Source organism: Anaerovirgula multivorans (assembly GCF_900188145.1).
In the GTDB taxonomy this organism is placed as follows: domain Bacteria; phylum Bacillota; class Clostridia; order Peptostreptococcales; family Natronincolaceae; genus Anaerovirgula; species Anaerovirgula multivorans.
The window spans coordinates 121216-134153 of record NZ_FZOJ01000002.1 but is presented as its reverse complement, the minus strand read 5'-3'; the positions used below and the strand labels follow the sequence as shown (position 1 = coordinate 134153).

Annotated in this window: 14 protein-coding genes; 13 read left to right on the top strand and 1 reads right to left on the bottom strand. The window is 33.2% G+C overall.

Annotated elements, in window-relative coordinates:
- The first annotated feature begins 191 nt into the window (after window positions 1-191).
- The 7 genes from CHB72_RS02780 (at window position 192) to CHB72_RS26235 (ending at window position 5829) form a co-directional block, all read left to right on the top strand.
- On the top strand, window positions 192-1034 hold the full coding sequence (locus tag CHB72_RS02780) for a L,D-transpeptidase family protein (RefSeq protein ID WP_089281351.1): 843 nt from the start codon (window positions 192-194) through the stop codon (window positions 1032-1034).
- Between the two features lie 120 nt (window positions 1035-1154).
- On the top strand, window positions 1155-1601 hold the full coding sequence (locus tag CHB72_RS02775; protein ID WP_089281350.1) for a hypothetical protein: 447 nt from the start codon (window positions 1155-1157) through the stop codon (window positions 1599-1601).
- Between the two features lie 103 nt (window positions 1602-1704).
- Window positions 1705-3111, top strand: a complete 1407-nt coding sequence (gene trkA / locus CHB72_RS02770; protein WP_176431160.1) for a Trk system potassium transporter TrkA — start codon at window positions 1705-1707, stop codon at window positions 3109-3111.
- On the top strand, window positions 3062-4510 hold the full coding sequence (locus tag CHB72_RS02765; protein WP_089281348.1) for a TrkH family potassium uptake protein: 1449 nt from the start codon (window positions 3062-3064) through the stop codon (window positions 4508-4510). Before trkA ends, CHB72_RS02765 begins: the two co-directional genes overlap by 50 nt.
- A gap of 141 nt (window positions 4511-4651) precedes the next feature.
- On the top strand, window positions 4652-4813 hold the full coding sequence (locus CHB72_RS28190) for a homocysteine S-methyltransferase family protein (protein ID WP_089281511.1): 162 nt from the start codon (window positions 4652-4654) through the stop codon (window positions 4811-4813).
- 241 nt (window positions 4814-5054) lie between these two features.
- Window positions 5055-5426 carry an FMN-binding protein gene (locus CHB72_RS02755; protein WP_089281347.1) on the top strand — a complete coding sequence of 124 codons (372 nt, stop codon included), beginning with the start codon at window positions 5055-5057 and terminating at the stop codon, window positions 5424-5426.
- A gap of 265 nt (window positions 5427-5691) precedes the next feature.
- Window positions 5692-5829 (top strand): hypothetical protein, encoded by a 138-nt coding sequence (locus tag CHB72_RS26235; protein ID WP_176431159.1) that lies wholly within the window; start codon window positions 5692-5694, stop codon window positions 5827-5829.
- Window positions 5830-5897: 68 nt separating this feature from the next.
- On the opposite strand, the gene CHB72_RS02750 is transcribed toward CHB72_RS26235, so the two are convergent.
- Entirely contained in the window at window positions 5898-7529 is a 1632-nt protein-coding gene (locus CHB72_RS02750) for an MBL fold metallo-hydrolase RNA specificity domain-containing protein (RefSeq protein WP_089281346.1), read from the bottom strand.
- 220 nt (window positions 7530-7749) lie between these two features.
- Here CHB72_RS02750 and CHB72_RS02745 point away from each other — a divergent pair, with 220 nt between their 5' ends.
- The 6 genes from CHB72_RS02745 to CHB72_RS02720 all read left to right on the top strand — a co-directional run bounded on the left by CHB72_RS02745 (window position 7750) and on the right by CHB72_RS02720 (window position 12733).
- Complete coding sequence (locus CHB72_RS02745) at window positions 7750-8286, top strand: GNAT family N-acetyltransferase (protein ID WP_242975012.1); 537 nt, start codon at window positions 7750-7752, stop codon at window positions 8284-8286.
- A 123-nt stretch (window positions 8287-8409) separates the two neighbouring features.
- On the top strand, window positions 8410-9129 hold the full coding sequence (locus CHB72_RS02740) for an MgtC/SapB family protein (RefSeq protein WP_089281345.1): 720 nt from the start codon (window positions 8410-8412) through the stop codon (window positions 9127-9129).
- Between the two features lie 39 nt (window positions 9130-9168).
- The gene (locus CHB72_RS02735; RefSeq protein ID WP_089281344.1) at window positions 9169-10242 is read left to right on the top strand and encodes an HD-GYP domain-containing protein; all 1074 of its coding nucleotides are present in this window, start codon (window positions 9169-9171) and stop codon (window positions 10240-10242) included.
- Between the two features lie 125 nt (window positions 10243-10367).
- A complete protein-coding gene (locus tag CHB72_RS02730) occupies window positions 10368-11579 on the top strand; it encodes a SpoIIE family protein phosphatase (protein WP_089281343.1) in 1212 nt (403 codons plus the stop codon).
- Window positions 11580-11603: 24 nt separating this feature from the next.
- Window positions 11604-11867, top strand: coding sequence for an HPr family phosphocarrier protein (locus tag CHB72_RS02725; protein WP_089281342.1), 264 nt, complete (start codon window positions 11604-11606; stop codon window positions 11865-11867).
- A 104-nt stretch (window positions 11868-11971) separates the two neighbouring features.
- On the top strand, window positions 11972-12733 hold the full coding sequence (locus CHB72_RS02720; protein ID WP_089281341.1) for an IclR family transcriptional regulator: 762 nt from the start codon (window positions 11972-11974) through the stop codon (window positions 12731-12733).
- The last annotated feature ends 205 nt before the right edge of the window (window positions 12734-12938 follow it).

Below are 12938 nucleotides of genomic sequence, written 5' to 3'. Positions count from 1 at the left end.
TTAATTGCAGAAGACAGAAAAGCCGCGAGGAACAATAATCGTTATATAACAATAGAAATTATTAATCTTTTATGACTATGAGAAAATATAGTTCCTGCTATTTGCTATATCATAAGCATTGCAACATAAATATGCTACTACTGTCAACTTTAGGAAATCCTGACGTATTATAGAGTAAGGAGGTATGTGGTATGAGAATAGCCAGTAGATATTTGAGACTTTTAGATCCCTATATGGTTGGTCCAGATGTAATGCATGTACAGGAGAGATTGATTACATTAGGTTTTTATGAAGGCGAATCAGATGGTATATACGATGAGGAAGTGTATGAAGCAGTTAGAGCTTTTCAAACAGATTATGGATTAAATCCAGATGGTATTGTTGGACCAGATACATGGAATGCAATAGGGTTAGATCCAACGGTACAGTTTCCAACACCACCAGAGGGTTATACGATAGAGATAGATTTAGACAGAAAAATATTGACCCTAAAGCAATATACGGAAACCATAAATACTTATCCAGTTGCAGTTGGAAAACCTTCAACCCCTACACCAGCAGGTGAATGGCAAATCATTCAAAAAACTCGAAATCCTGGAGGCCCTTTCGGTACTCGATGGATGCGGATCAATGTGCCCTGGGGGGGCTATGGTATCCATGGTACAGATGCGCCAGAATCCATAGGAACAGCAGCTAGTCATGGATGTGTTAGAATGTTTAATGAGGATGTTAACGAGCTTTATGACATTGTTCCTTTAGGTACACCTGTAAAGATAACAGGAGAAGTGTTTTCAGGTAGAATATTAGACATTGGCGTGGAGCCAGGCCCCGATGTATTTGAAGTAAAGGTTATTTTAACGGAATTAGGTTATTATGAGGGAGAAATCGATGGGATCTATGATGAAGCTACGGCAGAGGCTGTGAGAAACTTTCAAAGGGATTTCAATATAGTTGCAGATGGTATTGTAGGTGTAGATACCTATAATGAACTACAGCTGGCAAGGGATCAGTATTTAGAAGACAGAGAACCTTAGGGAGAACTAATAGTGGATCACCTAGTCATATTTCAAAATAGGTGATCCAAAATTATTCCCATGATTGAAGGTTTTATGATAGAATAGACTAAATGAAAAATTCCCAAAGGGGAGATGTAGATGAAACTGATAAAAGGTAAAAAAATACTAAAAGAAGAAGTACTTAATTATTTACAGGAAAAGACTTCTTTACAGGAAATATTTTTTTATGGTATTGTTGATAAAGAAATAATTGACATTGTTTCACAGAAAGCTTTTCAAATGGAAAATACAATTTCCTTCAAAATTATTATTCCCAATCTGCATGATTTTAAGTTTGTTAACTGGCTTCGGAATCATCAGCGTCTCCATAATAATTATCAGGTTAGAACGAACCCAAAGTGTAGTGGACAGTATATTGTTGTTGATGACATGATGATTTTTATATCAGGGACAGATGCAAGTAAATATACCCAATTAAATCAAGAGGTTTTATTTGTCATAGAGCAACATCATAACGGAAATTCACTGTTTCTAAAAGGCATGTTTTTAAATGAATGGGCTAATGGTTACGATTTGCATCTATAAATAGTAACTAGCATAACGATTCCCTAAGTATCTATTTTGTGGATAAATTAGAGAAAAATATGTTTTGTAATGTAGCCTAATATGTTTAGAGAGGAAGAAAATAATGCGTACTATTATTGTAGGAGGAGGAAAGCTAGGTTATAAACTAGCAGAATCTCTATCCCAAGAGGACAACGATGTTGTTGTAATTGATATTGACAGCAATACTCTAGAAAGAATCCATGATAATTTAGATGTATTGACGATTAAAGCTAATGGTACTCAGCTTCATACATTGGAGCAATTGCACATTAGTAGTTGTGACTTAGTTGTTGCTGTTACTGGTAGTGATGAAACCAATATCTTAGTAAGTATTATTGCGAAAAAGAAGGGATGTAAAAAGGTAATAGCTCGTATTCGCAATCCTGAATATGCAAATCAAGTGGAATTTATTAGATCCACTATGGAGATTGATTATATTGTTAACCCTGAATTGGCAACTGCTAAGGAAATAGCGAAATATTTACTAAAGAGCCAAGCTGTTTATATGGAAGATTTTGCAAAGGGTAAAATAGGCATGGCGGATTTTAGGGTGCAAAATTTGACGGGAATAGCAGGAAAAAAGATTAGAGAATTAGGTATGACAGAACCATTATTAGTAGTAGCAATTTCTAGAAATGGAGAGGTAATCATTCCCTATGGGGATACGGAAATCCTATCTACCGATACCATTCATTTAATGGGGCAAAAGGAAAGTATAAAGGAGTTTTCCAAAAACTACGATTCTCCTATTAGCAGGAGAAATGTCAGAAAGGTTTTAATTCTAGGGGGAGGGAGATCTACCTATTACCTTGCTAATAAACTTCTTCATAATGGAGTAGATATAAAAATCATTGAACAAGATAAAGAAAGATGCAAATACCTAGCAGAGAATCTAAAAGGTGGTTTAGTAATTCATGGAGACGGCACTGATATCAATCTTCTGACTTCAGAAAATATTAGTGATATGGATGCTTTAGTATCCCTTACTGGATTTGATGAAGAAAATTTGTTGATTTCTTTGTTAGCTAAACAATGTGGAGTTGATAAGGTTGTTGCTAAAGTTAGTCGTTCAAATTATATACCTATCATAGAGCAATTGGGAATTGATACTGCTGTTAATCCTATTTTGATTACTGCCAGCGACATTCTAAGGTTTATTCAAGGAGGAAGAGTGGTATCTATTTCTCTATTATTAGGAGGAAAAGCAGAGGTACTAGAAATCATTGCTCATAATGAATCAAAAATTGTTGGAAAGAAGCTTTCCCAATTAGGATTGCCTAAGGGTATCATTATTGGATCAATTCTCCATGAAAATAAAGTAATCATTCCTGATGGGGATTCTATTATTCATGCGGGTGACAGAGTAATTGTGTTTTGCCTTCAATCTGAAGTAGCTTCACTGGAGAAATATTTCTATAGGGCTAAAGGAGGACTAATCAATGAACTATGGAATAGTTATAAAGGTTTTGGGAAATCTACTTCTGTTTGAAGCTGCTGCTTTGCTGCTGCCTTTGGGTGTGGCTTTTTACTATAGGGAAAACAGCGCTCTAGCTTTCATATATACGATTCTTCTTTTGATCATTCTAGGGGGAATGATGGCCAAAATCCCCCACGTTTCAAAAAAAATTAGGTCAAAGGAAGGCTTAGTAATTGTTGCCAGTGGCTGGGTTTTTGTTTCCTTTTTTGGTGCTCTACCCTTTGTGTTGGATGGGAGTATCCCTTCAATAATAGATGCTTTTTTTGAAACAGTATCTGGGCTCACTACAACAGGTGCTACTATTATTGATAATATAGAAGTGTTGCCTCGAAGTATTTTGTTCTGGAGGTCCTTTACCCACTGGCTAGGAGGAATGGGAATTCTAGTTTTAACCTTAGCTGTTTTGCCCGCTATAGGGGTTGGAGGGTTCCAGATATTCAAGGCGGAGAGCCCCGGTCCTGTATCGGACAAGCTGGTGCCTAGAATGCGTAAAACTGCAACGATTCTATACACCGCATATGTAGGCATTACCTTGCTACAAATCATTATGTTATTGTTCGGTAGATTATCTTTGTATGAGGCAGCCATTCATACCTTTGGAACTGTAGGAACTGGAGGATTCTCTATCTATAACAACAGCATAGGTGCCTATAGAAGTAGCTATGTGGTAATAGTGATTTCTATTTTTATGATTGCATCAGGCGTGAATTTTTCTCTGTACTATGAATTATATAAAAGAAATTGGAAAGAGATATTTAAGAATTCTGAGCTCAGGCTATATTTATCTATTATTGCATTAAGTGTTCTATTAATTACCTTTAATTTATATGGAAAAGTATATGTAACTTTTTTTGAAACCTTTAAACAAGCTTTATTTCAGACAGCTTCCATTATTACAACCACTGGTTATGCTACCACAAATTATGAGGAATGGACCCACTTTAGTCAAGGAGTTCTATTCTTTTTAATGTTTGTTGGAGGTTGTGCAGGATCTACAGGAGGTTCAATAAAAGTTATCCGACTACTTATTCTGTTAAAACTTGTTATAAGAGAGATTTCTAAAATACTACATCCTAGAGCTGTAGTCCCTGTACGAATTAACGGTAAAATGATCTCGCCAGACGTTATTGCTGGTGTGTCTAGTTTTTTCTTTTTATATTTATTGCTTTTAGTAATGGGTTCTCTATTGATTTCTCTAGAGGGGATTGGCTTAGTTAGTTCTATTAGTTCTGTTGCTGCAACACTAGGGAATATTGGTCCTGGCTTTGACTTCGTAGGACCTACCCAGACCTATAGTGCTTTTAGTGTGCCTAGTAAACTATTACTCTCTCTTATGATGCTGTTTGGAAGATTAGAATTATATACAATATTTATTTTACTGATGCCTGATTTTTGGAATGAAAGAATTTAATGATAGAGTATTGACACAATTCATAAAATATATAAAAAAAGCAGCTATTATGCTGCTTTTTTCTTACTAAAAATAATGAGTAATGATTTGTTTAATTATTGAAATACCAATTATTATTTATTATAATTATATAAATGATTTATATATCCGTTAGGAGAATTAACCTTTCAGGAAGCCTATGAGGTTTTCTATCAACAGACAAAGGCTTTAATAGAAGCAGGTATAGATTTAATTCATATTGAAACCATGTCGGATATTAAAGAGGCAAAGGTCGCGGTGATGTACTCATCATTTGTTCCATGACCTTTCAGGAGAACATGAGAACTTTAACTGGAGCTGATCCAGAAACAGTAGCTACAATATTAGAGGCTTTAGGGGTAGGTATAATCGGAGCTAACAGTTGTAAGTAGCTAGATTATATTGGAACCTTTAGAATATTTTAATAAATTGATTACTCTTAGATAATTGGGTATAATTAATAATAGTTATTAGATAACTAGATCATAATATTAATTATACTAAATACTTAAGGGGAGGATTTTAGATGAAAGTTGTTAGAAAAAGTTTGATTGTTATTTTAGTATTAAGTATGTTAGCTTTAGCTGCTTGCAGCTCAAACACAGGTGCAGCCCAAGATCCAGAGGGACCATATAAAAATGGCACATATACGGGAGTAGGCAAAGGCTTTGGTGGAGATATCGAGGTAGAAGTAGTAATTGAAGGAGGAAACATTGCAGAACTAAATGTAATTTCTCATGATGAAACTACTGGTATTTCTGATGCAGCTTTTGACGGTATTAAGGAGCAATTGCTTGAAAAACAATCTACAGAAGATATTGATACAGTTTCCAGTGCAACAGGAACAAGTAATGGATTAATCGAGGCGATTACTGAAGCTTTAGAACAAGCAGAATAGTTAACTAGTTGAAATTTCAAAAAAGTATAGCACATTCTAACTTAGTTAGAATGTGCTACACTTTTTTTGAAAATAAATAGTATGGATTCAATATTATCGGATATTATAAGAAAAACCATTGACTTTCATCTTAAAAATTAGTAAAATTAAAGAAAATGAATTAATATACATTTAAAAGAATAAATAGTTATTATTATCGTAAAATATAAGAGAAGAAATAATGATTTATATATAAATATAATTGATCTGAAAGGAGAGCGCTATTATGTTAAAGGAAAACAAATCAAAATTATTATTAAATTATAGCCCTCAACCAAAGGAAAAAAATATTTATTCTGAAAAAACTCAAAAGATACTAAAGGAAAACCGAGAAAAAAGACTAGAAATGTGGAAAAATCATTAATGATAAAGTAGGGAAAATGCCTACTTTTTTTTATACAAATAATGATAGCAGGGGATTTCCCGCTGCTATCAATCTCCTAATAATATACTAAGATCTAAAAGCTCTCTTTGTAGCTCTAATAGCTTATTTTTTAAGTGATCGTAGTCTTTCTTTAATAATTTGTCGTCCATTAGGCGATTGGACTTTGTTACTAAGTTTTCAAATTGATCATATACCTGCTGCAGCTCTTTTTTTATGTTTTCTTTTCGTTGGATAGGTTCTAATATTTCACCTGAGTAAGCCTTGAGTACTGCATCCTCCACTTGGAAGGAGTATCCCATATTTGGAATCGTAGTGGGAACATGATACTTATTATTGATTAGCTGGGAGAGAGTATGGGAAGCATCTTCTTCACCATGAACTAGAAAAATTCTTTTAGGCTTTTTTTTGAATCCTCCAATCCAGTTTAATAAATCCTGCTGATCTCCATGACCAGAAAAACCTTCAATACTATGGATTTCTGCCAATACTGCGATATCTTCTCCTAAAAGCTTTACTTTTTTTACTCCATCCTTTAGAATTCTGCCTAAGGTACCCTCAGCTTGATAACCGACAAAGACAACGCTGTTATTTGCCTTCCATAGGTTATGCTTTAGATGATGCCGAATTCTTCCGGCAGTACACATTCCACTTGCGGAAATGATCACCTTAGGATAATTTACTTCGTTTAAACGCATAGATTCCTCATGATCACGAACAAAATATAAGTTATCAAAATCCAGAGGATTGTCTCCTTCTAATATAAGTTTTTTAGCTTCTTCATCAAAACAATAGGCGTTCTTCTTGAAAATTTCTGTAGCAGAAAGTGCCATTGGACTATCAATATATATGGGTACTCTAAGAAAGGTCTCTAATTCCTCTGTGTACTCATAGTATTTGTTTAACTCATAGATTAATTCTTGAGTTCTACCTACTGCAAAGGAAGGAATAATGACAGTACCGCCCCTCAATACAGTATCGTTAATAATGCCTATCAACTTTTCCATACGTTTTTCTGCATTTTCATGGAGACGGTTACCATAGGTAGATTCTAGTATAAGATAGTCTGCCTCCTCTACAATTTCGGGGTCTCGAATTAACGGCTTATTTTTCATACCAATATCTCCAGAAAAAACAATTTTGACTGTATCTTCCTTTTCAGTAATCCATAATTCTATAATGGATGAACCTAGTATATGTCCAGCATCCCTAAAACGCACTGCAATATTTTCATTTAAAGTAATTTTTTGTTGATAAAGAGCGGATTCGAAGTACCGAAGGCTATTTTGAGCATCCTCGGCAGTATAAAGAGGCTGAATAGGCTTTTTACCTGCCCGCTTTCTCTTTCTATTTTCCCATTCTACATCATTTTCTTGGATATGCCCACTATCCACCAACATGATTTCTGCTAAATCTTTGGTAGCTTTTGTACATAGTATCTTGCCTTTAAAGCCATCCTTCACTAATTTAGGAATTCTTCCGCTATGGTCAATATGAGTATGACTTAGCAGTAAAAAGTCAATATCCTTAGGATTGAAGGGAAAATCTTCATAATTTAGAGCTTCTAAGTCTTTGCTACCTTGAAACAAACCACAGTCTAATAATATTTTGTATTTACCGGTGGAGATTAAAATATTAGAGCCGGTGACGACTTTAGCCGCTCCTAAAAATTGTATTTCCATTGTTTTTCCTCCCTTTATGAAGATGTATTATATATCATTATACACCATTTTTATCAAATGATTTCAATTATATTTTCCATAAAATAAAATATTCCGTGTTTTTTAAAAGAATATAAAATTATTTCATTTTTGGAGATAGTTTTTGAAATTTTGGGGTATATATTATTAAGGTGAAAAATCAACTGAGCTTAACAAAAAATTAACGAAGGAGTGTTTCACTGTGTACTTTGATATGGTAAAGGCACTACCCAAAAAAGCTTTAGAAGACAAAGATTTAGATGTAAAAGGATTAAAGGTTTACTTAGTCCAAGACTTTAATCTGGAAATTTTACGAAGAATGGTAGATTTCGGTCAAAAAATTTTCGGAGAAGCAGGAATGGATGAGTGGGGACTGGTACCTCAAATACGACATGGAAACGTGTTTGTATTAAAAGAGGATATTCATAGTAAAATAGTTGGAATGGCAATATTGATGAGGGATTGGGAAGATGAAAAGAAATGCTACTTATTTGATTATGCTATTCAAGAAGAATTACAGGGAAAAGGATTAGGCTATCATTTTCTTAAAGTCATTTGTTTAAATTTAAAAGAACAAGGATTTGATATAATGGGATTAACCGTGGACATTCATAATAAGCCAGCTATACGTCTATATAAGGATAAGATGGGTTTTGTAGTAGAAGAAATGAATAAACATGAATATGGAGAAGGAGAACACCGATACATAATGAATCTAGATTTAAATATAATAAAGTAGTAGGATGATAATTTCATGAATGCCCTAGGGTATTCTTTTTTTTCTAAAAATTGGTCATCTATAATGTATTAACAATTATATCTTTTATAAAATATGAAAATATAATAGAATGGTGGTGATACAGTGATTACCAATACTGATTTATTATTAAGATTATTATTAGCAGGGGTATTAGGAGGAATAATTGGCTTTGAAAGAGAAGTTAACAATAGACCTGCGGGCTTTAGAACCCATATTTTAGTCACCGTTGGATCTTGTCTTATTATGATCTTATCGATTTATGGGTTTATCGGCTTTGGGCCGGAAGGAAGAGGTGGAGAACCTGCTAGATTGGCTGCCCAAGTAGTAAGTGGTATAGGTTTTTTAGGTGCAGGTACAATCATGCGGGAAGGTACAAATGTAAAAGGTCTCACCACCGCTGCTAGTCTCTGGATTAGTGGAGGTATCGGATTGGCGGTAGGGGCAGGATTTTTTATAGGTGCATTAATCACTACAGCCATAGCTCTATTTTCCTTGGCTAGCTTAGGTCTATTAGAAAAAAGAATAGGAAAGCTCAGAAGGTATTCAGAGGTGAAAATTAAGGGAATAGGCAGACCTGGATTTATAGGAGATATTGGGACAGTTTTTGGTAGGTTTCATATCAATATTAAAAATATTATTGTAGAAAATGATTTTACTCAGGAGGAAGATGAATACGAGTACAATATGCAAATTACTTTTTTTGTCAAAACCCCTTCAAAACTCAATCGATTAGAAGTATATAACGACTTAAAAAGAATTGAAGGAATAGATAGTGTAGTGTGGGATGATATTCAGGTTATCCATAACAATAGGATTATATAAAAGGATAAAATATGCAATTAGAAGGGGGAAAGAAAAAGGATGCAAAAAATATACTTATCACAGATTGAAGATGGAACGCCGATAGCCTATGATCTATGCAATCCTCAGGGGGCAATATTAGTAAAAAAAGGTACAAAAATGACAGCTTTCCTTAAACAAAAACTACAAAAAAATAATATTATTTATTTGATCACAAATGTTTCTCCCTTTGAAGTACTGGATGATAGAATTAAATATTTAGACGAACCTGTTGTTAAACAGATTGAAGAAATAAAGAAAGTATATAAACAAAGCTTCCAAGAAATAAGCAAAGAGTTTGAAATATTTAGAAGCGGTGGCAATATAGACAAAAAAATGATTGCGAGTTTAGCAAAAAATCTAGTATCCAGCATTAACGAAAATCAACAGGTATATATGAGCATTCAAGGAATTCGAAGAAAAGATGAATATACATACCTACACTCGATAGACGTTTCTATTTTTATGATTTTATTTGGTAAAACCATGAGTTTTAACGCTAAAGAAATAGAAGATGCAGCCATAGCAGGGCTATTACATGATATAGGAAAAACTCAAATTAGAGACAGTATATTGTTAAAGCCTGATAAGCTCACACCAGAAGAAATGGAGATTATGAAAAGACATACGCTTTATGGCTATGATATTTTAAAAAATCAATTGGGCTATAAGGAAGATATTGCTAAGGCCGCAAAAGAACATCATGAAAGAATAGATGGCGGGGGTTACCCACAGGGAATAAAATGGGATAAGCTATATCTTTTCTCTAAAATGGTGGCAATATGTGACATATATGATGCAATAACAGCTGAGCGAATTTATAAAAGGGCAATGCTACCTCATAAGGCGATAGAATATTTAATGTCAATCGTAGGAACCCAACTGGAACATAGTCTAGTTAGAAAATTTATTCATAATATAGCTATCTATCCATTAGGAACAAAGGTCCTATTAAATACAGGGGAAGAGGGTATTGTAATAGGAATTAATAAAGACTTTCCATTGCGACCCGTTGTTAAAATAGTTGAAGGTAATATAATAAGAAATCTATTAGTAGAGTTAACGGTTTTTATTAAAGAAATAATAAATAATTAATTAATTCCTCCCATAGACCTAACAAAAAAAGCACACCTTTTTCTTAATAAATATTGCTAACTTACTTAATACAAGTTAAACTATAATTAATTATATTGAAAACCTAGTAAGGGTTGGGATTGACTATGACATATAACAAAATATTAATTTTAATTGAAGAAAAGCAAAAAGATTGCTATTTAAAAAAAGTGCTAAGAAAGTATGGACATGAGGTAGTAGAAAAACATTTAGAAGAAGATTTAATAAACCTAGTATCAAAAGTGATGCCCCATGTAATATTAATAAATATAACTGATAATACATATTTAAAAGTTATTAAGACATTAAAAGATAACAAAGATACTAATGGAATCCCCATCCTTCTCTTTTTAGATGATGAAAAAGAGAAAGAAAAATCAAAAGCCATTGATTTGGGCGTAAATGATTTTCTACAGAGGCCTATTGACGAAAAAGAACTTGTTTTTAAAATACATAATCAATTAAAGACTGTTGCATTAGAAGAAGATCTTAAGAAGACTAAAAGTGCTTTAGAAGAGAGCTTGGTTACTATTAAAAACCAAAGAATTGAACTAGAACACAACTTGACGATGGCTTCTCAAATTCAGGAAGCGCTTATTCCCAAAACATTAGGGAATATACCTAATTGCTCCTTTTTTTGGCACTTTCAACCATCTGGCAAAGTTGGAGGAGATATATTTGATGTTTTTATGTTGGATGAAGATCACATGGGGTTATATGTTATTGATGTAATGGGACATGGGGTGGCTTCCTCGATGCTGGCAGTAGCTTTATCAGAATTCCTGATCTTAGACGTAGATAGGGGATCTCCTTTAAAGAGAAAAATAGACAATCCTCCATATTACGAAATCATTCCTCCAGTTGAGGTGATTAAGTATTTAAACAAAAGATTTCCTTTTACTAAATATCAACACTATTTCACAATTTTTTATATGGTTTTAAATGTAAAAACCGGTGTATTAAAATACGTTAGAGGTGCTCACCCTGCACCAATATTAGTAAGAAACAATGGAGATTTTGTTGAATTAGATGGTTATGGAACACCAGTAGGCTTTGAATTTACAGAAGGCTATGAAGAAAAAACTATATATTTAGAGCCTGGAGATCATTTAATTATCTATACGGATGGATTGTTGGAATTAAAGGAAGATGATGGAAATACTTTAGAATATGAAGGATTTATAAAATATCTACAAGAAGAAATAAAAAGTAGTAATTATCATTATTTAACCTATAATATTAATCAATTAGCAAATAGACAACAACATTTAAAGGACGATCTCTCAGTATTGGAAATGAAATGGGTGAAATTTATATAAAATTTTGGAAAGGAAGGGGTTACTATGTTAGAGAAAAAAATTATAATACAAAAAGAAACAGGATTAAATGCAAGAGCAGCTAGCCTGTTAGTAAAAGAAGCAACTAGATTTAAATCAGAGAGCTTTATTATGAAGGATGGTAATGAATATAATTGCAAGAGCATTATGCATATCATGAGTATGTTAGCAGGAATGGGAGAAGAGATTCTCCTAAAGGTAGAGGGCTCAGACGAAGAAAAGGCTTTTCGAGCACTAGTAGAACTAATTGAGAATCTAAGAGATGAATGAGAAAGCATTTAGGGGCTTTCTCTTTTTGCCTTTTAAAGATAACATTTTTATGTTAATATAATCTTTAATGTAAACCTATTGTTTAAAGAAAGGGAAGTGTAGAAATGAAGGACCTAGTACAGTCAGTAGATCGAGCATTATCAATTCTAGAAGTTTTATCAGATTATGAAGAAGGAATGGGGATTACTGAGATTAGTTCTAAAATTGATTTACATAAAAGTACTGTTCATAGATTACTATTAACCTTAATCAAAAAAGGATATGTTGAACAAAATCCAAACACCAATAAATATAAGCTGACATTAAAATTATTTGAATTAGGTAATAAATCAATAGAAAAAATGGATATACGTACTGTTGCTAAGCCATATTTACAGCAATTGAAAGAGTTAACAAATGAAGTCGTTCACCTTGTTGTAAGGGAAGGGGCAGAAATTGTATATATTGATAAAGTTGAATCAGAAAATAAAATTCGAATGCATTCCCGTATTGGCACTAAGAGCCCTATGTACTGTACATCTGTAGGAAAGGCGATTATGGCTTACTTGACTGAGGAAGAAGTGGAAAATATATGGCAGGCAATAGAAATCAAACGGTTCACGGAGTATACAATTACAGATTTGAAGGTTATGAAGGAAACACTAAAAAGGATTAGGGAAGAAGGCTATGCATTAGATGAAGAAGAAAACGAAATAGGAATACGATGTATAGGCGCCCCTATTTTTAATCATATCGGTGAGGTATGTGGAGCTATTAGTATATCTGGACCAACAATACGGGTAACAAAAGAAAGAATAAATGATTTTAAAAATAACATATTAATGATTAGTGACAAAATTTCCAAAGAGCTTGGGTATAGAGAATAGTGTACCTAAGCTCTTTTATTTAATGTCTCAATAAAATTAAATTTAATTTATAGGATTTGTATAAAAAACAAAGCAATAATGAAAAATATCAAGAAAACCTTTGATAAATGTGGAAAATTAGCTTTTTGGTATTTTGATAGAATCTATACAATTTCGTATAATGAAACTAAGGTTTGTATTATGAAACGTAGATAAGATGAGGAGG